At 32.8% G+C, this 23,267-nt stretch carries 26 protein-coding genes; 1 reads left to right on the top strand and 25 read right to left on the bottom strand.

Annotated elements, in window-relative coordinates; genetic code table 11:
- Positions 1 to 18 precede the first annotated feature (18 nt).
- The 22 genes from AC3G7N_RS04325 to AC3G7N_RS04220 form a co-directional block, all read right to left on the bottom strand.
- Entirely contained in the window at positions 19 to 1,266 is a 1,248-nt protein-coding gene (locus AC3G7N_RS04325) for a PBSX family phage terminase large subunit (RefSeq protein ID WP_489420918.1), read from the bottom strand.
- A 232-nt stretch (positions 1,267 to 1,498) separates the two neighbouring features.
- On the bottom strand, positions 1,499 to 2,050 hold the full coding sequence (locus AC3G7N_RS04320; protein ID WP_489420917.1) for a recombinase family protein: 552 nt from the start codon (positions 2,048 to 2,050) through the stop codon (positions 1,499 to 1,501).
- A gap of 235 nt (positions 2,051 to 2,285) precedes the next feature.
- Positions 2,286 to 2,696 carry a terminase small subunit gene (locus AC3G7N_RS04315; RefSeq protein ID WP_489420916.1) on the bottom strand — a complete coding sequence of 137 codons (411 nt, stop codon included), beginning with the start codon at positions 2,694 to 2,696 and terminating at the stop codon, positions 2,286 to 2,288.
- A 77-nt stretch (positions 2,697 to 2,773) separates the two neighbouring features.
- The gene (locus tag AC3G7N_RS04310; RefSeq protein WP_489420915.1) at positions 2,774 to 3,067 is read right to left on the bottom strand and encodes a hypothetical protein; all 294 of its coding nucleotides are present in this window, start codon (positions 3,065 to 3,067) and stop codon (positions 2,774 to 2,776) included.
- Positions 3,068 to 3,150: 83 nt separating this feature from the next.
- Positions 3,151 to 3,960 carry a hypothetical protein gene (locus AC3G7N_RS04305; protein ID WP_489420914.1) on the bottom strand — a complete coding sequence of 270 codons (810 nt, stop codon included), beginning with the start codon at positions 3,958 to 3,960 and terminating at the stop codon, positions 3,151 to 3,153.
- 128 nt (positions 3,961 to 4,088) lie between these two features.
- Positions 4,089 to 4,271, bottom strand: a complete 183-nt coding sequence (locus AC3G7N_RS04300) for a DUF5659 domain-containing protein (RefSeq protein WP_489420913.1) — start codon at positions 4,269 to 4,271, stop codon at positions 4,089 to 4,091.
- A gap of 93 nt (positions 4,272 to 4,364) precedes the next feature.
- On the bottom strand, positions 4,365 to 5,642 hold the full coding sequence (locus AC3G7N_RS04295) for a hypothetical protein (protein WP_489420912.1): 1,278 nt from the start codon (positions 5,640 to 5,642) through the stop codon (positions 4,365 to 4,367).
- Between the two features lie 87 nt (positions 5,643 to 5,729).
- Positions 5,730 to 6,974: a hypothetical protein gene (locus tag AC3G7N_RS04290; protein WP_489420911.1), complete on the bottom strand. Its 1,245-nt coding sequence runs from the start codon at positions 6,972 to 6,974 to the stop codon at positions 5,730 to 5,732.
- A gap of 4 nt (positions 6,975 to 6,978) precedes the next feature.
- Positions 6,979 to 7,437, bottom strand: coding sequence for a hypothetical protein (locus AC3G7N_RS04285; protein WP_489420910.1), 459 nt, complete (start codon positions 7,435 to 7,437; stop codon positions 6,979 to 6,981).
- Between the two features lie 348 nt (positions 7,438 to 7,785).
- On the bottom strand, positions 7,786 to 8,835 hold the full coding sequence (locus tag AC3G7N_RS04280) for a hypothetical protein (protein WP_489420909.1): 1,050 nt from the start codon (positions 8,833 to 8,835) through the stop codon (positions 7,786 to 7,788).
- A 154-nt stretch (positions 8,836 to 8,989) separates the two neighbouring features.
- The gene (locus tag AC3G7N_RS04275) at positions 8,990 to 10,078 is read right to left on the bottom strand and encodes a hypothetical protein (protein ID WP_489420908.1); all 1,089 of its coding nucleotides are present in this window, start codon (positions 10,076 to 10,078) and stop codon (positions 8,990 to 8,992) included.
- Between the two features lie 302 nt (positions 10,079 to 10,380).
- Positions 10,381 to 10,554, bottom strand: coding sequence for a hypothetical protein (locus AC3G7N_RS04270; protein ID WP_489420907.1), 174 nt, complete (start codon positions 10,552 to 10,554; stop codon positions 10,381 to 10,383).
- 95 nt (positions 10,555 to 10,649) lie between these two features.
- Positions 10,650 to 11,348, bottom strand: a complete 699-nt coding sequence (locus AC3G7N_RS04265) for a hypothetical protein (RefSeq protein ID WP_489420906.1) — start codon at positions 11,346 to 11,348, stop codon at positions 10,650 to 10,652.
- Positions 11,349 to 11,366: 18 nt separating this feature from the next.
- Entirely contained in the window at positions 11,367 to 11,558 is a 192-nt protein-coding gene (locus AC3G7N_RS04260) for an XRE family transcriptional regulator (RefSeq protein WP_489420905.1), read from the bottom strand.
- A gap of 271 nt (positions 11,559 to 11,829) precedes the next feature.
- A complete protein-coding gene (locus AC3G7N_RS04255; RefSeq protein WP_489420904.1) occupies positions 11,830 to 12,459 on the bottom strand; it encodes a hypothetical protein in 630 nt (209 codons plus the stop codon).
- Positions 12,460 to 12,762: 303 nt separating this feature from the next.
- The gene (locus AC3G7N_RS04250; RefSeq protein ID WP_489420903.1) at positions 12,763 to 12,897 is read right to left on the bottom strand and encodes a hypothetical protein; all 135 of its coding nucleotides are present in this window, start codon (positions 12,895 to 12,897) and stop codon (positions 12,763 to 12,765) included.
- An 894-nt stretch (positions 12,898 to 13,791) separates the two neighbouring features.
- Positions 13,792 to 14,817, bottom strand: a complete 1,026-nt coding sequence (locus AC3G7N_RS04245; RefSeq protein ID WP_489420902.1) for a tyrosine-type recombinase/integrase — start codon at positions 14,815 to 14,817, stop codon at positions 13,792 to 13,794.
- 126 nt (positions 14,818 to 14,943) lie between these two features.
- Complete coding sequence (locus AC3G7N_RS04240; protein WP_489420901.1) at positions 14,944 to 16,128, bottom strand: acetate kinase; 1,185 nt, start codon at positions 16,126 to 16,128, stop codon at positions 14,944 to 14,946.
- A gap of 18 nt (positions 16,129 to 16,146) precedes the next feature.
- Positions 16,147 to 17,139 (bottom strand): class I SAM-dependent methyltransferase, encoded by a 993-nt coding sequence (locus AC3G7N_RS04235; RefSeq protein WP_489420900.1) that lies wholly within the window; start codon positions 17,137 to 17,139, stop codon positions 16,147 to 16,149.
- Positions 17,140 to 17,335: 196 nt separating this feature from the next.
- The gene (gene tpx, locus AC3G7N_RS04230; protein ID WP_489420899.1) at positions 17,336 to 17,836 is read right to left on the bottom strand and encodes a thiol peroxidase; all 501 of its coding nucleotides are present in this window, start codon (positions 17,834 to 17,836) and stop codon (positions 17,336 to 17,338) included.
- Positions 17,837 to 17,921: 85 nt separating this feature from the next.
- A complete protein-coding gene (gene ytfJ, locus AC3G7N_RS04225) occupies positions 17,922 to 18,425 on the bottom strand; it encodes a GerW family sporulation protein (protein WP_489420898.1) in 504 nt (167 codons plus the stop codon).
- Positions 18,426 to 19,028 (bottom strand): DUF2953 domain-containing protein, encoded by a 603-nt coding sequence (locus AC3G7N_RS04220; RefSeq protein WP_489420897.1) that lies wholly within the window; start codon positions 19,026 to 19,028, stop codon positions 18,426 to 18,428.
- A 143-nt stretch (positions 19,029 to 19,171) separates the two neighbouring features.
- On the opposite strand from AC3G7N_RS04220, the gene AC3G7N_RS04215 reads away from it, so the two are divergent.
- Positions 19,172 to 19,972, top strand: a complete 801-nt coding sequence (locus AC3G7N_RS04215) for an NAD kinase (RefSeq protein ID WP_489420896.1) — start codon at positions 19,172 to 19,174, stop codon at positions 19,970 to 19,972.
- Between the two features lie 59 nt (positions 19,973 to 20,031).
- Here the strand turns inward: AC3G7N_RS04215 and AC3G7N_RS04210 are convergent, their stop codons facing one another.
- From AC3G7N_RS04210 to thiI, 3 genes are all read right to left on the bottom strand, one after another.
- The gene (locus AC3G7N_RS04210; RefSeq protein ID WP_489420895.1) at positions 20,032 to 21,633 is read right to left on the bottom strand and encodes an amidohydrolase; all 1,602 of its coding nucleotides are present in this window, start codon (positions 21,631 to 21,633) and stop codon (positions 20,032 to 20,034) included.
- A 145-nt stretch (positions 21,634 to 21,778) separates the two neighbouring features.
- Positions 21,779 to 21,973, bottom strand: a complete 195-nt coding sequence (locus AC3G7N_RS04205; protein WP_489420894.1) for an alpha/beta-type small acid-soluble spore protein — start codon at positions 21,971 to 21,973, stop codon at positions 21,779 to 21,781.
- An 88-nt stretch (positions 21,974 to 22,061) separates the two neighbouring features.
- Positions 22,062 to 23,261 (bottom strand): tRNA uracil 4-sulfurtransferase ThiI, encoded by a 1,200-nt coding sequence (gene thiI / locus AC3G7N_RS04200; protein ID WP_489420893.1) that lies wholly within the window; start codon positions 23,259 to 23,261, stop codon positions 22,062 to 22,064.
- Positions 23,262 to 23,267 lie beyond the last annotated feature (6 nt).

Genomic DNA, 23,267 nt, shown 5'->3' with positions numbered 1-23,267 from the left:
TACTCCTTTATTTTGTTTCTATAAACCAAATAATGATTTATCTAGAAATTGAATGCCTTTACCCTTTGAATATTGTTCGAGGGAATATCTAAGCGCATCCAGTATGTGATTAAAATTATCAATTGGTTTGTTTGTGTATAGCCCTGTAGATTTATCTTTCTTGTATGAGTAGTTCTCTAACTCATCAATGGTGTGTTTACAGGATGGGTGTACAATAATCTCAAATTGTTCAATAAACTGGATACCTGCCATGATACTTCCTGCACCTTTTCTGGCCGATTTAATTCTAGAGATACCATAACCCTTAATTTCAGCAATAGATTTTTGTTCTGCTGAATCTGCAATAATCATTTCTTTTGCATAACCCATTTCAGTTATCTTGTCAGCAATTTGGTTATTAAGTAGCCCGTGCTCGTACATTTCATCAAATATGTATAGTTTCCGATTCTCAAGATCAACAAGTGAAGCTATGAATGTGGAAGCATCTGCTTTATAGCCAAAATCCATCCCATATGCTGATTTAATACCAGTATTGTTTTGTACAATTTCATGCACTTTAAATTCTTCTATTCTCCAATTGTCATATACCTTTTTGCCTTGAGTTCCCCAATTGCCTAAACCATATACTTCATACTTCATTGGGTTTCTGATTCTCATTTCTTCAAGAGATGCAATATATTCAGCATCCAGAAAACGATTATCTTTGTATGTAGTTTTAAGAACAAATGAATCCTCCATTGGATTATCAAAAAACTCTTTTTTCAGCCACGACAATGAAGATACAGGGTTAAATGATAGATAGAATTTTTTCTTGGTTGCCCCACCTCTTAAACGTAATAAAAGTTGTTGCCAAATTTCATAAGATATGTCGCTTGCTTCTTCAATCCAACATGCATCAATTCCACTTATTGATAAGAGTTTTGATTCATCATCTGTTCCTTTAAAAATAATTACTGAGCCATTTGGAAAAGTAATATTTAATGTGGTCTTGGATACTTTTACATGTTCGATGAGTTTCATATTTTCTAATACTGCTAGAAATTCTGCGTGAACTGAATCTCTGATTGAAGCAAAAGTTTCTCTGACAACTAATAATTTTTGTTTCTTCCTGAATAAATCAATAACTAATTTGGTTGCAATGAAACGGGATTTTCCTGAGCCTGCTGATCCATAAAAAACTTGAATACGCTCATCTCTGTTTAGGTATGGGATATAAACTTTATTAAAATAGGATGCATCAATATTTAGTTTTAGTTTTTTAGCCATTTGTGTGATCCTTTCTATAAATTTGTACGACAAAAAAACACCTCATCACATTTGATGGGTGTTGTGGGTGATTTTATTTAGTTGTGTTATTTGGGATTGTGTTGGGGTGTGGAATAGTCTGTTGACAAGGGATAAAGTGAAAATAGGCTGGGATATTTTGGTGGTATACCTACATAATTTCACAAAAAAAAGTAGGGTATGCCCCTATTTTATAATTGTCAGAATACTTTATTCAATAATTTTTATTTATTTCTTTGTACAACTTCCCTTGTGATATACCAACTTGACTACAAATTTCTTTTATAGAATACTCTTTTGAATCATACATTCTTAATGCAACATTTACTTTATCATTATCCATCTTTGGTCTACCAAGTTTTACACCTCTTGTTTGTGCTGAAGCTAAACCTTCCTTCACTCTCTCCACTGTTAGGTTTCTTTCTAACTCAGAAATCACCATCATCATTTGTAACATTGCTTTTCCTGTTGGTGTTGTTGTATCCATATTCTCTTTAAGTGATACAAACTTAACACCCATTTTATCTAACTCTTCAACTGTATTAAGTATGTCAATGGTCTTTCTACCTAGTCTGCTGATTGATTCAACAACCACTGTATCACCTGCTCTAACAACTTCCATAAGGGCATTCAAACCCTCCCTATCCTTCTTAGTACCAGTGTACTTCTCTTGTATCAGTTTATCGTATCCCACAGCTTTAAGCGCATCTAACTGTCTGTGTAATTCCTGTACCTTTGTACTAACCCTTGCATAAGCTATCCGCATGTTATCACTCCTTTGATAAAGTGTAACAGAAGGACACACTTTATGTAAAGGGTATTATGTAATATTTTATGTAATAGTTTTATGTAACACACAAAAGGCTCTACATAAGCAATGTGTTTTGAGTTAAAATATTACATTATTCACTAGTATTATGTAACCATTTATCTACGTCTATAATGTACGTTATATTATACTTCTCTTGACAATGGATATTTCACCAGATAAAATCAAACTTTTATTCAGTGTCTTCTTCTAATCCATCCAAAGAAATTTCAACATCCAATGAAGCATTCATATCAACTTTATCTGTAAACATTGCTCTGGTTTTGCCTAACAATTCCAATGCTCTTAACCGATCATTAGGCTTAACTGAGGGATTAGTTGCTATTCTTGCAATCTCAGTAATGATTTCCGATGACTCTAATAGCATGTTTAATTCTAACTCTTCTCGTCTCTTCTCTAAATAATCGATGACCTTCACATTCTTCAAGAGCTTACTTCCTAAAGTATAACAAGTTGACATCTTATATTCTTTACCATCCACTTCAAATGCTGTCTTGTAAGCCATTCCTGCATTGTTTCCATTAACTAAATAATTATCAACAAATGCTTTCTGTTTGTCATTCAACTCTCCAATTCTAGCCATTTTACCAACTCCTTTACTAACATTTTTTATTCTTTACCACCTGTTCTCAATCCGTTCTCAATTATATAGAATCATTCTCAATTAACTTCCTCAACAACCACAAATGGACTTCTAACCTTACATGTCTTGCAACTAAAAATCCTACAGCCATATCTCTTATCCTCACAGCCACAATCAAAATCCTTATAATCGTAATCGTATCTATCCATCAACATAAATAATTTATGAACATCCTCATCAATATCATCCACATTATATTTTTTGTAATCAGATTCTTTATTAATCTTTTTCTTTTCCACAATCAACTGAACTCTTTCTTCTATAATCTGCTGTCCCAAAACCCTAATATCCTTATCCATTTTCTTATCCAAATTAATCACTCCATCTTATATTTTATAATCCATCTTTCATAATCAACACAACTATCCACATCCAAGAAGCAGGCGGTCTAAAATTAAACCCACACACTACCCAATCCATTCTGATCAATTCCATTTACCAACAAAAACTTATGTAACTGCACTAACTGCTCTTTCTTTTCAAAGCTATCTGCATCCAACAACAAAAAACTAACATTAATCTTCCCTACAACAAACTTTTCCTTTAAGACATAATTTCCATTCACGATCTCAGTAGACTTGGAATTAAACATGTCATAACAAATATCCACATGTCCCTGCAATCCTCTTGTGTATTTCAACATCTTTCCATTTTTCCTAATTCCAATATCTCTATCTTTCTTTTCATCTCTATACTTTCTAGCATTCTTGGTATCCACAAACACATGACAATATAAAACTTTATCTTCTTCTACACTTGCTACAACACAATCAATTCCAGCCATATCCAACCAATCATTTGAACCAACAAGATATCCCTGTTCTTTCAATATGATAATCAGTCCAACCTCTACCAAATTACTAGCATATGTATTTCTTAATCTACCAAGGCAAGCCATTTTCAACTGTTTATTCCATTCAAAAAAATGTCTTACAATAGGTTTTACATCAACTTTACTTATCGTAAATACTCGCCCTTTTTCTTTGCCATCTTTTGTGAACCACTGCCTGCACCGTATAATTCCAACATCCATATATTCTTGCATTGTGGGAAGTCGCTCTAATCTTTCCACTAATTCTTCAAATAAATTAGCCACATCACCAAATTGTACTAACTTCTCTAACTCAAAATATCTTTCACCAATAATTTCTACTGCCTTATATTCTTTCTTTTCCAGTAATTCAATAAAACTTGTCCTTGACATTCCATAATCTATCATTTGTAATCAATCATTTGTAAACATCCAATTATTTAATTATTATTTTTAGGGAGGGGGTATTAAAAAAAAGCTATATCCAATAGCTTCCAACCCCTCTTATCTTCTACTATGTATTATTTATGGTCTTTATTATTTGCTGACCAAATTTTTAAAACTCTACTCAATTCATCTGTTACCTCGAAAATCCAAAACGTCTTATTATTTTCATGTACACTTTTTGATATATGTTTAATGCCATGTGCCTTTATAAAACGTAACAAGTTAATACTGAAGCACCGAAAATATTCTGTTTTCATAATTCTTTCTCCTTTTGATAACGTTCCTTTATAAAGACACACAAAATGCCTTTCCTATATATAGATACTGGTCAATTTATTCATAATTTTTTTCTATTCAATAATCTCTTTAGTCTTATTTTTCATACCATAAGCATTAACTTCAATAAATTCAGTCTTTGATTCTTTAAACTCAACCCACTCTTCAACTCTCAATAAATCACCATTGCTTCCATCTTCATTTAACTCGTACACATAACATGGACTTTCGATCATTTCTTTACGCTTCTTTTTCTTTGCCTTATTTTCTTGATGCTTTTCTTCATTTCTTTCTATCTTCTTACTTTTTACGTCCATATGAACCAGATATTCAATTCTCTTTTCTACCAATCCAACAATCTTATACAACACTTGATTTGTTATCTTAGTTTGCACAGCCCGATTATTATAAACTTGAACAACCCCTTTAATCTCATCACCCATAACATTGTCATATACCATATTCATCACCTTACTTTTATCTAAATTATCAACAATCCAATCACTAACTCTTTTATTCATTCCCACACTGTCACCATCCACAATTTCCATCATTTCTCTCCACAACTTCAACTCACTATCTCTTGCCATCTCCAATTGTGTTTTCTCACCCATCATTGATTCCAACTCCCATTTCCTTAAAACTCGCTTGCTTATGCGTTCCAGATATGCAGTCATATTATTTTGACTAACTCCAGTAACTTCTGCGATATCATTTTTTGTATATCCATCCTTTTGATGCTGACAGCTTCTTAACTTATCCAAAAACTCAATTTGTGATTTCAACAATATATTTTCTCTGTTTTCTGCATACCATTGACCAAAATGATTCTTATGGTAGCCGTCTTTTACAGCAAAAAAGTTTTGATCTTCACCAATGATTTCGTCTATATTTCCATCACCATCAATTAACAATTGGTCAAGGCTTGTAAAATTGAACTTCATAGCAACATGAATTTTCTTGCCATTTTCTCTTTTTGTTGTCATTTTTGCATCATCATTTACAACGCTTGTTATTTGCTTGTGAACGGCAATTTTTATTGCTGTAATCATTTGAGCAATAACCTTTTTATTTGTTCCATCAATGACACCCTGCCAATTAGAATCATCTCTAATTTCAAATCTTTCAATTGCTTTCCACGTCAAAACTATGCAGTCATTATAAAAGTCACTAAAACTTTTTTTCATTTGGTATTTCTTATATAGCTTCTTATAAAATAAATCCAACACTTTATTATGACAAACCACTTTTACATCAATCATTTTTCCAATTGTTGACGAATCGTATTTATGCACCATCTGCTCAAAAATACTATTAAAATATTCCTCTTTTAATTGACTTTCAGTTTTCATTTTGTTCCCCATATTAATCATCCATTTTCTCATTTTATTATTTTTAATACTCTGTAATTTAAAATTGCACATAAAAAAAGGAGTTAGCTAATTCGCCATCTCCTTGTATTTCTCCAACAATAATTTTATGTAATTCATTCTTTCCTCAACCATATCAACAATCTTATATAAAACTTTATTACTAATTACATCGTTATTTCTAATATCTAAAATAGAATCTACATCCAATTCATAAAGAATTTCGAATACAAAATCATTGTCAATGTTTTCTTTTATCCATGTACTTAAATCTTCATCATTATCAATGACTGCATAAAACTCAGTCCAAAATGTCAACTCTTTGCAGTGCATCATTTCTCTCAATGTTTGATGCTCAATTTTGTCATAAACTTCAAGAATACGTTCTCTTATTTTTCCTTTGTTGTTCTGTATAGCACTTTCTGTGTAAGGTTGACATTCACTTGGCAAATTAGAATAAGGGGTGGTATATTGACAATTTCTATCTTCCCTCTGGAAGAATTTCATGATGCCTAAATACCTAATTTGCCCCTCAGTTAAGATGTTTTTATATTCCTTAGAAAAGAAATCCAAGAAGTGTGAGTTAGCGTAACCATCACTTATATAAAACAAATTATCTTTATCGCTCAACTTTTCGATTAATGAAAAGTCTTCTCCATCTAGAATAAAATCAATACTTTGTTTTATCGGTTTCACCCATCTAATTTCACCATTTTTTTTGACAGCATAACTATTTTTAATTTGATTAACATAATTTTTAATGTCTGTTTTAATGGCTTTGTTAATATTGTCATGCAATATGTAGTTAGAATGCGATCTAATATTTGAAACCTCTGACCAAGAAAAGTCCTTATCATTTGGTTCAAATGTCATAACTGTCTTAGTAATTGACAAAAAAATTTCACTTAGAAAATCATCGTATTCGTTATTAAAAAGAAAACCTTTTTTACTCCATAACGCCCCAATAAAACTTCTTGATTTTTGTGTAGTAGCATCATAAGTTTTTCCTTTTTTTGTGAAATACTCTTCAATGAATCGCACTTTATATAATGTACTACCTTCATCCACTTTTATAATTGGTTCTGGTTCTTTTTCAACTACTGGTACGGGAAAATTCTCTGGTAAAATCTCAATTTCATTCTGAATGTGGTTGCCATTTTCATCAATACAAACATGCCCCCATCTTGCACCTGTATTAATTCTTGATATTACTGTTTTTGCAACTCCAAACTTTTTAGCAATTTCTTGTTGTCTAATCCCGAACAATAAACTTCGCTTGATCTCCACCACATCTTCAGTTTTTAATTTTGCCATGGATTTATTCATCATCCTTGACATTATTAAATTGATTAACAAATTCTGTGACTTCATGGTCATCCTTATCAAATTCCAGTTTTATGATAAGGAATGGGTATTTTCCACTTAACATTTGTGCATATGTTTTCATTAAATCAATGTCAATTTTTAGCATTTCTGCATTACTTAGAAATTCATTTTTGTCAAATTCATTATTGATAGGATCATTTTTTTCATCTACATCATTATCCATTTCTTCTTCTTCATCACTATCAAACTCAATGTTTCCTGCTTCATCTAATACCATTACAGATTCAATATAATTTGGGTCAATGGTAATTTTTATACCGTCCCTTGATACACCTTTGATATGATTTCCTTTGTCAACGTTAATAAAAAATGAAACCATTTCTAATTCGTTCCATTCAAATTCTACAGGTCGTCCATCCATCATTCTAATTAGCACTGTTTTCTTTTCCATTTGTATTGCTCCTTTATTTAGAATTACTTTTAAACTATATATTTACTTTCATTTAATGATTTTTTTGCATACACAAATAGGACGATGTAAAAACACCGCCCCAATTCATGTAACTATTAGGAGAAAAAATTCATAATGCACAAAGAAATGTCATTAGAACTTTTTAGCTATTCCATTTCTTTATTGACACTGGAAAGCTATTTGGCACCCATCCTGTGGGCGATAATGTCATGAAAATATTTATCCTTTTATTCTAGTCCTTGTATTCGTCCTTTTATTCCAGTCAAGGAAAGGCTTGCTTTCTTGCCCTTCATAATACAATACATGTATTCAAATAACGGACACTTTTTATACTATGTTTTTATAAGCTTTCCATATGTCACGCCAATTCAAATTTACCTTGTCGCTTATTCTTTTCAACGTTTTTCTCAAATTATCTTCTTTCATTTCCATTAACTCTGCCATGTATTTTATATTTAACCTTGGTGTACTATCTACATTCCACCAAAACGAATCCACATTCTTGTTCTCAATTTCTTCAACAACAATTCTATGTAACTTCAACAAAAATTCTCTTTGGCCTTTGGTTAATCCATCATCAAACCAACCATCATTTACATTCTTTAAACTTTTACCCAAAATAATCATCCATGCTTGATTTTCTGCATCATCATCAAATTTAGGATTTATATAAAAACTATTTTTACCTTTTACAATTCTCTTTGTGCCATTTTCTAACATCTGTAACTCAATATATTTTGACTGAATTGCTTTGTTAATAAAAGAAACGATCTCCTTATCTTCTCTATACGCATCAACTTCTGATAAGCCATGTTCCAGAGCCTTCACTAAAAGTGGTAACAACTCATTTTTCGTTCTTTCGAAATCCTCTTCAAACTCCCAACTATTCTGGCTACGTCCTCTAAACTTCTTACATAGATAAAACAATTCACATACCCGTGCACCATAATATTTCTTTATCTTCTTTCTGTTATTCCATATCGATCTAAAATTATAATCACGTAATTCATCTATATCTACACCTAGCCAAAGGTTCTTACTTAAATCATCAATCCAACTACTTTCATTGTCATTATTCCAACTATTTTCATCATAAAAATCATGGTTTTCTTTTTCATGAAATAAATCTTTGTAATCTCTTTTATCTTCATCACTTGCTTCATATATATTTCTTTGGTTTCGTGCCTTGAAGCAGTCCTTCATTAAAATTGCTCGGATTTTTATTGCTATATAGACTAATGGGTCAACATTTTCTGGTGCCTCTTTTTCATATGCATATTGCATTAAATCCTCATTTACTAAAACTAAAACGTGACTTATTATTTCATTGGATTCCCCTGTTTGAAAATCCTTAATTTGCTGTTTCATATCCTTCATTTTTATCATCCATTCTCTTATTTTATAATATTGGTAATAATTCGATTATTAAAATTCCGCATGAAAATAGAATAACCTTTTGTGTAATGGCTACTCTTTGCGTTTTGGTTATGTTTTTGTGTTTGTTTGGGTTTAAATAATAGTGGGGTGAGTGTTAATCCATTAAGATAGCTGAAATGTCATCTTTATCTTTTTTCTTCTTATATGATGGCTGAAATTCCGTTTCAAAATAACTATCATCCATTGACTCAAAATGTGCATTCATTTTTGCTTCATTCATTTTTCTTCTTGACTCTTTATCATCAATATTTTCTTTAGCTTGTTTCATTAACTTTTCAATTTGTTTTTTACCTTTTTCAGATTTAGATATTGCCTTAATTCTTCCATCACATAACATAATAAATTCTGCATATTCATCATTTGTTTCCGCTTTAACTTTTGCATGGTGGTAAATTTCACAATCATTGTCATCTAAAAATACTTTACTGTCTTTCCATTGACCAATATCAAAATTAAATTCCCGTTCCTGTTTCTTTGACTTTGGTTGTTCAAATAATTCAATACTCTCATCATTTACATCAATCATTTCTTTTTTCTTTGTCTGGGCGGTCTTTTTGGAATGATCAATCTCATTCACGTAATATGTATTTGTTTCTTGTTTCTTTTGTGTTCCATCTTCATTTTCTATGTAGTTCCCAACTTGCACATAAATAATATTGTTGTCAATTGCTTCTTTAATGGTTGTTTTTGCCCACTTTTCTGTCATACCTAACATTTTTGCCCATTGAGAATATGAATATTTGGCTCCTTTATTCCACTTCCCAACTAAATAATAAATAAATGTATCTCTCATTGTTTTAAACTCCATGAACTTTCTATTGTGCATTTTCATAAAGCCATCTTTTTCAAGTTCTTCATTGACTGAGATTGAAATAATATCACCATTTTTAATTTCATTTATGTTAGTTTCACCTTCTAAGACGAACACTTTTTTATTTATTAATGAGTTGAAACCATCTTTCACGGCTTTTAAATTCCTTTGTTTAGCATTATTAAATTTCACTAACAATAGCTGACTAATAAAATCCACACTTGTTATAATTGAGTTATCAATCAATTTGTTATTTATAACCGTACAGTAAAGATAAAATTCTTCTTCATTTAAATAGAAGTCGCTATCAATATTACAGAAATTATTATAAGCCTTAATAAATTGTTCATTACTAAAATTTCTTTTCACCATTTTAATTTCAATCCTCTGTTTAATTTAGTTTGTTTAATTTAATACCAATTTCATTTTGTTAAAGGCTTCTTTTGACTTTGATCTTGGTTTTGTTCTTTTATAAGCGCAAGCGAAAATACTTACTAGGTGCGCTAGCACCGCATCCCCTCTGTATGTATGTTTATTCTGTATATGTCTATTCTGTATACTGTGTATTATTTGTATCAATCTGATACACTTAGTTCCATAATCAAGGAATTAACTGTATGAATTTGATACACTTAATTCCAGTTTTAAGAACTATCTGTATGAATTTGATACACTTAATTCCACGCATACTCATTAATTAATTTTGTTAATTCATCACTATTTTCATATAAAGAAAATTTCCTACCTGTTTTTGGATCAATTGCTGTAGTGATAAATCTTAATCCGTTTTTGTATAGAAAATATGATAAACTTTTATCGTAGCAAAAGAAAAAGTCTTTTTTACTCATTATGCTTACCCCTTTAAATTCGCTTATCCTTTTTGATACTACCCTAGTCCATATGAAGCTATTTTTTGTCCTCTCATGGACTAGGGTAGTGTACTTTATTCTGCTATTTCCCTAAGAATTTCATTTTCAATATCAATTTCACTATTTACTTTTTTAGTTTTACTTAGCCTGTCAATTTCAATATGTAATGGTTTGTTTTTTTGAAACCTTTGTACCTCTTCTCCCGACTCTTCACATAATGATGTATAATAATAAACTTGGTTTCCTGTTGGTTTTTGATTGGCAAATTTGGAAAACCCATCAACAATTTTTTTATGTAGTAGCGCTTTAAACTCTTCAATGGATTCATAATTAACAGTTAGATTTTTTGCTCTTTGCACAAAAAAATTATAATTTAATTGCACTGCTAATTCATCGATAACCTCATCATCTTCTACATTATCCCAACCATTAGAGAAGACATATTCCCTGCACAATCGATTGGCTTCTGTACCGATATTTACTTTCCATCCTTTTTTGATTGCCTTGTAAATATCAATTTTTTCATTAGCATATTCTTTCCTTTCATCTAAAAATGGTTGGAGTTTCTTGTTTAGTTTTTCTAACTTCTCCTTGCCCTCCTTTATCTGACTTTTCCATATTTCTATAACTTGTTCATCTGCTTCATGACTATAGTTTTTAATACAAAATTCACCTGTCTTAATTGATTGTTCGTATCCATTAATTTCTTTATTTATAAGCCTAATTTCTTCTTCTAATTTTAGTAATTGTTCAACTATGTTTTTCTCTTCCATCTAATTCTTTCCCCTTAATTAATTATTTTTTATGTACTGCTTATACATTTTCTTTTTCTCTGGACTCAATTCACACTTATTATTTTCATATTGTGATAGCAAAGCTACTGTACATTCAATGTATTCAGCAATTTCTCTAAGTCTGATACCTTTTCCACGTCTTTGAAATAATAATTCTTCAAATTCAGTGGTTCCATTTTCATCTTTCATTTCAACTCACCTCCCATTTAAAAAAATTAAGTGCATATCAAAAAAATATGAATCTGTCAACCTATAACACTATTATATCATGTATTTGTTAATTAGTTAAAAAACATCTTGCATTATTTACTATTTTATGTTAATGAAGATTTTTTTGTTTAGTCCTCTCACAGAATTAGTGCTTATCTCCATAGGTTTTGTGCGCTTTTGTATAAAATGCCTTAAATTATTTAAACAAAATAAAAAACCTAGAGTATTTTTCTAGGTTTTGGGATGGTGTTTATTGCTTAATATTATATTTATTATTAACCTTTTCAACAAAAGCATTTCTGACTTTTTCCGTTTCAGGAAGAGTTTGTATTACCCATAACCTACCTTCACCAACCATGCTTTCATCTTTCTGTTTTAGTCCATCTATGATGGTTGTTGTTCCCCTTCCTACCAACATTACATTTGTAATTAAATCAGAATGGTTCTTTTTAAACTCTTCAGGAACGCTTTCAAACTCCTTCTCAAGGTCTAATATGTCTACAAAACTATAAAAGGAGTCACTAATTTCATTAAGTTTTGGTAAAACTAAATCATACCTCTCTTCAAAACTTAACTCATCCTTCTTTTGTAAAATCGCTTCGACTTCATTCAAATTATTAATAAGCAAAGTATAGTATTCATCTACCTGCATTATATACTCTAACTCTTTACTTTCTGCTATACTTTGATCACTTTCTACCTCTTTATCTGGTTCAACGACCTCATCCTCTTGCTCATCAACAGCCACTTCCTCTTCTGAAACTTCAGCTTTGTCCTGTGAATTTGTATCTTTATCCTTAGATGAAGATGCTTCCTTATCGTTACAGCCAACCAAAACTAAAAATAAGCATAATACTATAGCCACATTTTTCATGCTCAACCATTCTCATCCCCTTTTGAAAAGAATCACATTTTATGATATATGCCACAATTGCCTAATAGTTGTTAAGAAAATAGGAAAAAACACCTAAACATTTTGTCCTAGGTGGGGGTGGGTGAAATTATATTTTTATTATTTAGCTGGCTTAATCTCATTTGCGGGAATTAAGTTAATCTTTATCGAATTTACCAAGTAACCATATAAGCATCAATAATGTTATACAACTAAAACCAAGAATAAAAACAATGTAATAGCTATATAAAAATTCCATAATCCTACCCCTTGTAAAATTTCTAGGTTTTTCTATTCTTTGTTTTTTATATTTTTAATTAACGATGATCTTAATACATAGGTGTTAGCAACTGAAATAATAGCACCTAAAACTGTAACTGTAGCAAGGTCAGTCATACGTTGCTTTCTTCTCTTATTCATCTTCATATTAACCCCCTCAACAGAATTTTTTATTATTTTGCCTTAGGTTAAGTTAACTATACGAGGGTTCACTAGTCGATTTATGGAAGGAATGGGGATCATTTCCAGACGTCCTAGTCGAGATTAGAAAATTTATCGGTATTTTTTTTGACAGTATGATAGCCCATACACCCAAGCAAGCTGGGTGTTATCCTGATCTTTCTATATATAAATACAGTCCGCAGATTTTAGAATGACGGGACAACAGGCACACCATAGATTGCAGACAGTCGAGGTATACTTAATAATTATAAAGACACCCATTTAGACATCTTCATGTATTAAATTCTTAAGTATATGCAATATACTCCGCAGATTTTGGGTAGATAGGACAATAGACATATCAAGGATTGTGGAGGGGTCTAGGTGTGTAGATAATTATTTACGCACTCATTTACATAAGTGCAACAATTATATAGACCACTTTTACATGAAAATTTAACTAGTCCTAGGAGTCATTTAGAGCGTGTTTGAGGTGTTTTAATTTTGGGGTAGGGATAGTGTTTGGAGTAGTATTAAATAGTAAAAAACCCCATACCAGTTAAGGTTTTGGGGTTGATTTTGTTGTGTTTCATCTGTCCTATGAATATCTTTTATGGATTGCCTTAGCCCATTTTATAATAAGTTCTTCAGGAAACTTTTCAAGAAACTCCTCTTTAAAATCATCCCATATTTTTTGGTTATGGATTATTTTCACTTAAATCTCTCCTTTCATAGAATCAAAAAATGTTTTACACATTTCATCATCCTCTGAGTTTATTTAAATAAAGTTTGCACTTTTATAAATTTGATAGGACAACAGTGATAACATGGGTTTTAGCCAATTAGGACATTCCAAATTAGACATGGGTATTAGGAACACTATTTTCTTTTCCTGTTCGTCCTTGTTTTAGTTTTCTTTTCTAATAAATTAATTGGTGTATATTGTTCATGTTGACTTTTTATTGTATCATCCAGTACATGGGCGTATCTTATTGTAGTTGAACTGTCTGCGTGATCAAGAATTAATTGCAATACACGTAATGAACCATTTTGTTCAAGAAACATTTTTGATGCTGAATGTCGGAATATATGAGGATGAACCCTCGTTTCAACACCTGACCGTTCAACCATTTCACGCAAGTGTTTTCTAAATGTTCCAGGTGTTAATCTTGTCCCAAATACACTTAAAAACAGATATTCCGATTCAAATTCTTCTGTTTCCTCAATTAATTCTTCAATTAACTTCATAGATTGTTTCGACAATGGGATTTCTCGAATACGCTTATTTTTTGTCTGTTGAAAGGTTACGGTACTATGTTCATAATCAATATCTGATTTTTTCAAACTTAAAACCTCATTAATTCTCCCAAAACTGTCAAGCATCGTATGGCAAGCAACATAATCCCTAAATTCTGTATAAATGTCTTTCTTCATCGATTTAAATAGTTTACTGATATCATTTACAGTTAATGTTTCAATCTTCTTTTGTTGAAATTTCATCTTCTTAATTGATGCAAAGATATTATCAGTTATTCCTTCCTCTTCTAATACTCTAAATGTTGCCTTAGCATAAGTGATATACGTATTTACACTAGATATAGATACACCTTTATTTTTCATATGATTTCTACGATGTGGATTTTTAAGGAAAGGTGTTTTTTCGTTTAACTGCCAATAGACGAAATCCCGTGCATCTTCAACTGTTAAGGTAGAAATATCCATCTTCTCATCAAAAAATCTATCCATGTCATTAAAAAACTTTTCGTAATTCTCAATGGAGCTTTTCGACAAGCCTTCCAATTTCTTCAATTTGATGACTAAATTTCTGGCATCGTCAATTGTGTACGTTTTTTTCTTTCTTGGACTACTATATTTTTTCATTTTCCTATTTTGTGGTCTTTCCATTAAAAGTGACCCTCTTTCCATGATATTTTACATAGAAAGAACTCTTGGTTACACCACGGAAAAATCGTCAAAATTAGCATGTTTCCAGTTTCATCCATCACCTCATAAACATTGATATGACGGTGTTTACTGTGTTAATCGTACCGTATCTCTAGCAATCATGACTTCCTCGTTGGTCGGAATCACAATTACCTTTACTGGAGAATGTGGATAGTTAATAAATGTTTCTTTGCCGCGGATTCTGTTCAGTGAAGGATCCCAATAAACACCCATAAATTCCAGTCCTGTTAAGACCTTTTCTCGGATGACATCACTATTTTCGCCAACACCTGCTGTGAAAATAATTGCATCTACACCAGACATTCGGGCTGCATAAGAACCTAAATATTTATGGATTCTTGATGCAAAAACTTCCAAAGCAAGCTCAGCACGATCATTTGATTCTGCTTGCTGCTCAATATCTCGTAAATCACTTGAAAATCCTGATAATGCGAGCATTCCACTTTTATTATTCAATACGTTCAGAACCTCTACAGCAGTTTGGCCAGTTTTATTCATAATGTACGGAATCAATGCAGGATCGATATTTCCAGATCTAGTTCCCATTGTAACACCAGCTAGTGGAGTGAATCCCATTGATGTATCAATTGATTTCCCATGCTGGATGGCAGCAATACTTGCCCCGTTACCTAAGTGACAGGAAATAAGTCGTAGTTGCTTAAGTGGAATACCAAGCATTTCTGATGCGCGTTCAGACACATATTTATGTGAAGCTCCGTGAAATCCATATTTACGTATTCCATATTTTTCATAATACTCATATGGCAAACTATATAAGTATGATTTCTCTTCCATTGTTTGATGGAAAGCTGTATCAAAAACAGCCACCATAGGAACTTGTGGCAAAAATTCCTGAAATGCACGAATTCCTGTTAAGTTTGCCGGATTGTGTAATGGCGCCAGCTCCGATACGTCATTAATTTCCTTCATCACTTCTTCTGTTATCACTACGGAATCAGTAAAACGTTCCCCGCCATGAACAACGCGATGACCAATTGCTTGGATATCATCCAATGATTGTATAATACCCAACGAGGTTAATTTTTCTGTTAGCCGTCTGACTGCATCTTCATGGTCTGGAATATCGACAACTATTTTATCTTTTTTACCATCTAATTCAATTGTAACTATTGAATTAGCAATACCTATTCGTTCAACCAACCCTTTTGTCAGCACTTTTTCATCTGGCATTTGAATCAATTGAAATTTTAATGAAGAACTTCCAGCATTAATTGCTAATATTGTTTGCATCATTCACAACTCCCTTCCTTATTTCTCATTGCTTAAATAAGAAGCAAACCAGGTATTCATTTGCCCTAAAATATCTTCCATTGCTTTTGTATTCTTAAGAGAAGGTAGTTTTACTAGCAATGGCTGTTTAGGTGCTTCCGAATGTTCACCCTTCTTTTGAAGTATTAAGATACTTTTCGCATTGTTTTTCGATTTAAATGTACTTTCTGGTAAATGTAAAACACCTACAATGTGCGCGTGCTCATGTAGAAATGCCCGTAGTTTGTCCGCTTGGTCACTTTCGAATAGGAACTCTGGGACAATGAAAATTAAATATCCATTCTCTTGCACATAGTTGAGGCCCTGTTCAATAAACAAGTGATGTGAATAAGAATGACCTTCGTCTGCTTGCAATTCAAATTGATTTGCGTTTACGTCATCTGGATAATAACCGACAGGTAAATCCGACACAACAACATCTACAGGATCTAGTAAAAATGGACGCAAGCTATCTTGATGGAAAAAGTCAATTGACAGCTGTTGTAGATTTGCAGTTAAAACGGATAATTTTATTAACGTTTGATCAATCTCACTTCCATATCCTGTCGTTTCTTTTCCCAAGTGACGAATGACCGTTGCTACTAAATTACCAGTTCCACTTGCTGGATCAAAAACTCGCACTTTATCGGTAGAACGCATCACCTTACCAGCAAGATAACCTACCAAAAGCGCAATAGTGTCTGGAGTCATGACATGTTGCTGCTGTGTGGATCCTTTCATACCTTTTAGTATTGCAAGCTGCGTCGCTTTTCGAATTTCATCTGATGGATAAGAAGATAAATCAATTTGCTTTAGTTGATCTTGTATGTTCGTTGTTAATAACGAGTCTGAATCATCAAGAAAGTCCTGTTCCAATAAGCTCTCTAATGTTATCGCTAAACAATCAAGATAAGGCTCATCTTTATGTTGCTGAATCATATCAGTAGTTTTGTCAATCCATTCAAAAAATAGTTCAGTAGTAGTTTTACTCATTGTATTTCCTCCGTTTTTAGAAAAACTCACCATTCGTCTCGTCTTTAATAGCGAATGGCAAAGTTTTATACTTTCCTTCAGTGCAAGCTAATAAGCGTATCTATTGTATCAAACAGAAAGCCCGTATGTACAAAAATATGATATTCAACAAAAAACCCCTCACTCGTTACGAGCAAGAGGTATGTTAATTATATTGTTATTTAGCTTCTTGTACTGCTCCAATTGCCTTCTCATAATCGGGATGGTTACTAACTTCTTGTACATATTCAACATACCTGACTGTATTGCCTGAATCAACGACAAATATTGCCCTAGCAAGTAACCTTAACTCTTGAATAAGCACACCATACTTTTCACCGAAATCTGCAGTACGATGATCAGATAGAATGTCCAAGTTTTCCACACCATTTTCAGCGCGCCAGCGTTTTTGTGCAAAAGGTAGATCCATACTAATCGTTAGTACATGTGCATTTGCAATTTCGTCAGCCTCTTGATTAAAACGATTTGTTTGCTTAGAACATACGCCAGTGTCAATTGATGGTACTACACTTATTAATTTTACTTTCCCTTTATAATTATTTAATGTAATATCCTCTAAATCGTTAGACAAAACAGTGAAATTTGGTGCCTTGTCCCCTACTTTAATTTCTGATCCTAAAAGGGTTACAGGGTTTTGTTGGAATGTAACATTTGCCATTATTTCATTCCTCCTATCTTTCCGCTTCATTTTTTCTATCAATACTATCTATTATAACAGGGAAAATTTTACAAACCAATATTTTTTATATAGAATAATTTTTATTTGATTGTTGATTTTGTTGTTGGTTATTTTGATTATGTTGCTCATTGTTTTGGTTGTTTTGGCGGTCTTGGTTGTTTTTATTCTTATTACCTTGTGATGATTCCTTTAGCATCTGCTGAATCTTATCAACTACTTGTGGAGCGAAATCGATCATTTTTTCAAAAATATGTGTGTTTTCATCTAAATGAACCATTTTAATACCTTGTCCACTTACAATTAAAAAAGCCACCGGGGTGATTGAAACTCCACCACCACTACCTCCACCAAAAGGTAATTCAACTTCTGAATCACTTTGACCCCCAGACGATTTTGGCTGGAACTCACTTCCACCTGCTGCAAATCCAAACCCTACCTTGGAAACCGGAATAATGATACTTCCATCTGGTGATTCAACTGGATCACCAATAATTGTATTGACTTCAATCATATCTTTTATATTTTCCATCGCTGTTGTCATTAATCCTTGAATTGGATGTTCACTCATTTAAATCTTCCTTTCACCTAAATTAATCTTATTTTTTTCCAGTTTTGAAATTGAACGAAAAACTTTTAATCCGCCTAAGATTGCTTGACCAAGTCGAATTGAAATTTTCATGTTCATTTGGGTATTTAATATAGATTGCTGAAAACAAGGTCTAACAGTTACATGTAATGGACAGACAACATGACTAGTTTCTCTAATGAAAGCTAACATAAATCCTTTAACAGACCATACGCCTCCAGATACCATTCCTGTACTACTAGCTTCTCCAGCTCCTACATTTGTATGCCAATAGAATTTGTGTATAGATATTTTTTTTAACATCCAAAAAATACTTGGAATTGATTCTCTCAACATTTTTAAAAAGGATTTCCCCTCTTGTACTAGATCTGATAGTCTATTGTTGCTTTTTATTAATTCAAGTATAGAATGTTCTTTGTCCTCATCAGACTCCATGTTTTTTCTATATAAAGGAATCTTTAAAAAGTAAATATGTATAGAACCATGTTGTTTATTATCATTTACATAGGAAAAATTAGCGGTTACATATATTTTTGAAAACAACAACACAATAATTAGTACAAAAATACTTATTAGCCAAACCATTTGCGATAACACCCCAAGTCAAATGACTATTTAATCTAGTATTTTACTACTTTTGAATTTTATACAAACAACTATGGATGGGATTCAGAATTTGGAAATGATAAAATGAATATAGGAAATACAGAAGAGGAGGCTAACTTAGCATGACACATCGTAGAAATATATATTTTTATTATCCCAATGAAGAAGAATTAAGTTATAAATTACAGCCATTGTTCGACTTAGCAAAAAAAAATGACTTTACTATTGTAGAGGATCCTGAAAATGCCAACATTATCGTAAGTATTGGCGGGGATGGGGCCTTTTTACAATCAGTACGAAAAACAGGCTTTCGTCAGGATTGCTTATACACAGGTATAACTCGATCTAATGAGGCTGGGTTATATTGTGATTTTAACTTAGATAACTTTGATGAAATGCTTTATTCAATGATTCATGAGGAAATGGAAGTACGCCGCTTCCCTGTTATTGATGTAGATATTAATGGTGAAACTGGATTTAATTGTTTGAATGAGATGAGTATCAGATCTACAATCATCAAAACAATCGTAATAGATGTGAAAATTGATACGAAACATTTTGAAACTTTTCGTGGTGACGGACTGATCGTAGCAACACCAACAGGTAGTACAGGTTACAATAAATCAACAAGTGGATCAGTGGTTGATCCACGAATTCCATGTTTTCAGGTTTCAGAACTGGCATCGTTAAACAATAATCGTTATCGAACACTTGGATCATCCTTTGTTTTGGATAAAGATCGTAAACTCACGCTGGATATTATTCAAGATGGAAATAATTACCCTCTTATTGGTATGGATAATGAAGCATATCCAGTTCGCCAAGTGAAAAGGATTACAGTGACACTGAGTGACAAAGTAATCAAAACAGTTAAATTAAAAAACAATTCCTATTGGGATCGAGTAAAAAGAACGTTTTTATAGGAAGAATAGCTCAGGGCACCTTGAAAGACACGAATAAGAAGCAAAAAATCCTTACTAATTTAATAGTAAGGATTTTTTTCATAAACAATTTCGCCATTGATAACCGTCATTGCTATGTCAATTGCATGAATATGTTCAGGATCAACTTGAAAGATATCTTCTTCTAAGATTGTGAAATCTGCATCATATCCTTCCTTTAATCGCCCACGAGAATCTTCTTGGTTTATTGCATAGGCACTACCATGTGTATAGATACGAATTGCTTCATAGACAGATAACGATTCTTCAGGGTAATAAACCTTGCCGTCAAAAGAAGCCTTACGTAAAATGGCTGCCTGAATCCCAAGCAAAGGACTTACTTCTTCTATTGGTGCATCAGAGCTTCCAGCACAGTGAACATTCTGATCAATCATCGTTTTCCATGCATAAGCAAGCCCTAATCTGTCCTTCCCTAATCGATCAATCGCCCAAGGGAAATCTGAGGTTACAAATTGAGGTTGTATATCGACCGCGACAGGTAACATTTTTAATAGTTCCAGTGCCCGTTCATTTAGAATTTGGCCATGAATTAGTCGATCTCGCCGACCATTCGTTAGTGGATTTCGATTCAGAATTGTTAGTACTTCCTCTGCAGCACGGTCACCTATCGCATGAACCGCTACAGGTAGACTATGACTTCGTGCTTTCTTGATTACTTTTTCCAGGTTTTCTATACTTAGAATTGCCACACCTTTGTTACCAGGATCATCGCTGTAATCTTCTGTTAACCATGCAGTCCGTCCTCCGATAGCACCATCAGCAAAAACTTTAACTGCTCCTAATTCCACGTATTCCGTACCGTCTAACCAACCGAGTTTTTGATCAAACATATCTTGGAGAACTTCATGATGAACCAATAAGTGTGCTTTAAACTTTTTATTGACACCATCTATTCCATCAATGAAGGCTTGATACGTTTTATCGAAGCTACCATAATAACTTAAATCCTCACTATGCCCGCCAACTAACCCCTTTGATACCAAGTCGTCTACAGCGATCTCAATTACTTTTTGTAAATAATCTTTGGAAACACTAGGTAATGACTTTTTGATCAATTCTTGAGCTGTATCTAAAAAGTAGCCAGTTATATTAGCATTATCATCTCGGACTATTATTCCACCCTGTGGATCAGGTGTATCTTTTTGAACATTGGATAATTCAATTGCCTGCGAATTAGCTAAAAGGGCATGACGGCACACACGTGTGAGCATAAGTGGATTACTAGGGCAAATTTCATCCAACTCAGACCTATGTATAATAACAGGGTCCTTCCATTGGTTTTCATTCCATCCCTCACCAATTAACCATTCACCATCTGATAAATTTGCAGTTCGATTCCTTAATGTTTCCTTTACTTCTTCCGCAGATTTCAACTGTGATAAATCAAGCCTTAGAAGCTTTTCTCCGTGCATTAATATATGTAAATGGCTATCAATGAATCCAGGTAGCATCGTTTTACCCTGCAGGTTAATTTCGTTTTCGATGCTAGTAAAATAAGCATGATACAATTTTTCGTATGTACCAACTGCGACGATTTTGTCATTTTCTGTATAGACTGCCTCAACCGCGTCTCCTTCATGTTGCATCGTATAGATTTGACCACCGAACCATAAGTCTCCCACTAAACATCCCCCGTTTCTTATATGTTTACCTTTACGTATTTAGTTAATAATTTATCACGTTATCGTACTAAATAAAAGAAAATAATATAAGCTACCTCATGGATATGAGGTAGCTCGTTTAGCCATTAATTATTATATTGTTTAATTACTTTCCACCAAATTGTTGCTCAGCCATTTGTACAAGGCGTTTTGTGATTTCTCCTCCAACTGAACCGTTTGAACGAGAAGTTGTATCAGCACCAAGGCTTACTCCAAATTCTTGAGCGATTTCATATTTCATTTGATCAAGAGCTTGTTGTACACCAGGTACTACTAATTGGTTTGAATTGTTGCTAGCCATGTCAATTCACCTCCTTGATATAACTTTATAGTGCGTCATAAGAAGATAAATCATTCATGAAAAAATCTGGTAGATGTTGTAATAAAAATTAAAATAAATCCTGGTACTCTTCTTTATTACTTTTCTTCGTTATTTTAATAACCTCTGTTTCTTCAACCGCTTCTTGAATTAACGCATTAAAATTGATTGTTGATTCAAAATAGCTTACTTTTTCCCGCTTTGGTTTTGTTTTAGGTGCTGTTGGAACAAATATGGTACAACAATCCTCAAATGGACGAATCGAAATGTCATAAGTGTTTATTTTCCTTGAAATATCAATTATATCCAGCTTATCCATAGTGATTAGCGGTCTGATGACTGGATAGTTTGTCACTTCGTTTATACAGTTCATACTGTCCATTGTTTGACTTGCTACTTGCCCAAGGCTTTCGCCTGTTGTCATAGAAAGTATGGATTCCTTCTGACAAATCGCTTCACTTATGCGCAGCATCATTCTTCGCATAATTGTCATTGAATACCGATCAGGCATTTTTTGGAACACTAATTGCTGCAGTTTTGTAAAGGGTACAATATGCAATCTGATGGACGAACCGTAATTTGTTAGTTCGGATGCTAAGTCCACTACTTTTTGCTTTGCGCGTTCACTTGTAAAAGGCGGGGAATGAAAATGAACCGCTTCAATAGCAACGCCGCGTTTCATAGCTAAGTAGCCTGCAACCGGACTATCAATACCGCCAGACAATAGTAACAATGACTTACCGGAAGTTCCAACAGGAAAGCCACCAGCACCTTTTATTACGTCACAAGTAATATAAGTAGCCTCTGTTCGAATTTCTATTTTCAAGTCTAAATCTGGGTGATGAACATTTACTGTATGCTCATTTGAATTTATTAGTAGGTGAGCTCCAACTTCTTTATTAAATTCCTGTGATCGAATAGGAAAGGTTTTATCTATTCGTTTCACACTAATTTTAAACGTTTTTGTTCCGATACTGTTATTTAACGCATACAATGCTGCATCTTTTATCTGTTGTTCCTCATTTGGGACTTTTACGGCTAAGCTTAAACTCTGAATTCCAAATACCTCTTTGCATTTGTCCATTACCGGTGTTGGATTTTGTCCATTTAAGTGGACAAACATCCGTCCCTGAGTACGTTTCACCTTAACTTGTGGAAAATCTGTTAGTATGTTTCGCAAATTATCCTGCAGCTTACTATAAAACTTCTTTCTATTTTTACCCTTTAAAGCCATTTCACCATAGCGAATTAATATATGATCAAATTCCATGTTTAT

It is taken from the genome of Virgibacillus carmonensis, assembly GCF_057836705.1.
Note: the sequence above shows the minus strand (reverse complement) of the source record. Positions and strands in the feature narration are given on the sequence as shown.

Bases quoted from the DNA above. Each gene is read 5' to 3' on its own strand.
- AC3G7N_RS04325 (WP_489420918.1), bottom strand. From the start codon at position 1,266: ATGGCTAAAAAACTAAAACTAAATATTGATGCATCCTATTTTAATAAA.
- AC3G7N_RS04320 (WP_489420917.1), bottom strand. From the start codon at position 2,050: ATGCGGATAGCTTATGCAAGGGTTAGTACAAAGGTACAGGAATTACAC.
- AC3G7N_RS04315 (WP_489420916.1), bottom strand. From the start codon at position 2,696: ATGGCTAGAATTGGAGAGTTGAATGACAAACAGAAAGCATTTGTTGAT.
- AC3G7N_RS04305 (WP_489420914.1), bottom strand. From the start codon at position 3,960: ATGTCAAGGACAAGTTTTATTGAATTACTGGAAAAGAAAGAATATAAG.
- AC3G7N_RS04300 (WP_489420913.1), bottom strand. From the start codon at position 4,271: ATGAAAACAGAATATTTTCGGTGCTTCAGTATTAACTTGTTACGTTTT.
- AC3G7N_RS04295 (WP_489420912.1), bottom strand. From the start codon at position 5,642: ATGAAAACTGAAAGTCAATTAAAAGAGGAATATTTTAATAGTATTTTT.
- AC3G7N_RS04290 (WP_489420911.1), bottom strand. From the start codon at position 6,974: ATGGCAAAATTAAAAACTGAAGATGTGGTGGAGATCAAGCGAAGTTTA.
- AC3G7N_RS04285 (WP_489420910.1), bottom strand. From the start codon at position 7,437: ATGGAAAAGAAAACAGTGCTAATTAGAATGATGGATGGACGACCTGTA.
- AC3G7N_RS04280 (WP_489420909.1), bottom strand. From the start codon at position 8,835: ATGAAGGATATGAAACAGCAAATTAAGGATTTTCAAACAGGGGAATCC.
- AC3G7N_RS04275 (WP_489420908.1), bottom strand. From the start codon at position 10,078: ATGGTGAAAAGAAATTTTAGTAATGAACAATTTATTAAGGCTTATAAT.
- AC3G7N_RS04270 (WP_489420907.1), bottom strand. From the start codon at position 10,554: ATGAGTAAAAAAGACTTTTTCTTTTGCTACGATAAAAGTTTATCATAT.
- AC3G7N_RS04265 (WP_489420906.1), bottom strand. From the start codon at position 11,348: ATGGAAGAGAAAAACATAGTTGAACAATTACTAAAATTAGAAGAAGAA.
- AC3G7N_RS04260 (WP_489420905.1), bottom strand. From the start codon at position 11,558: ATGAAAGATGAAAATGGAACCACTGAATTTGAAGAATTATTATTTCAA.
- AC3G7N_RS04250 (WP_489420903.1), bottom strand. From the start codon at position 12,897: ATGAAGATGAATAAGAGAAGAAAGCAACGTATGACTGACCTTGCTACA.
- AC3G7N_RS04245 (WP_489420902.1), bottom strand. From the start codon at position 14,817: ATGGAAAGACCACAAAATAGGAAAATGAAAAAATATAGTAGTCCAAGA.
- AC3G7N_RS04240 (WP_489420901.1), bottom strand. From the start codon at position 16,128: ATGCAAACAATATTAGCAATTAATGCTGGAAGTTCTTCATTAAAATTT.
- AC3G7N_RS04235 (WP_489420900.1), bottom strand. From the start codon at position 17,139: ATGAGTAAAACTACTACTGAACTATTTTTTGAATGGATTGACAAAACT.
- tpx (WP_489420899.1), bottom strand. From the start codon at position 17,836: ATGGCAAATGTTACATTCCAACAAAACCCTGTAACCCTTTTAGGATCA.
- ytfJ (WP_489420898.1), bottom strand. From the start codon at position 18,425: ATGAGTGAACATCCAATTCAAGGATTAATGACAACAGCGATGGAAAAT.
- AC3G7N_RS04220 (WP_489420897.1), bottom strand. From the start codon at position 19,028: ATGGTTTGGCTAATAAGTATTTTTGTACTAATTATTGTGTTGTTGTTT.
- AC3G7N_RS04215 (WP_489420896.1), top strand. From the start codon at position 19,172: ATGACACATCGTAGAAATATATATTTTTATTATCCCAATGAAGAAGAA.
- AC3G7N_RS04205 (WP_489420894.1), bottom strand. From the start codon at position 21,973: ATGGCTAGCAACAATTCAAACCAATTAGTAGTACCTGGTGTACAACAA.
- thiI (WP_489420893.1), bottom strand. From the start codon at position 23,261: ATGGAATTTGATCATATATTAATTCGCTATGGTGAAATGGCTTTAAAG.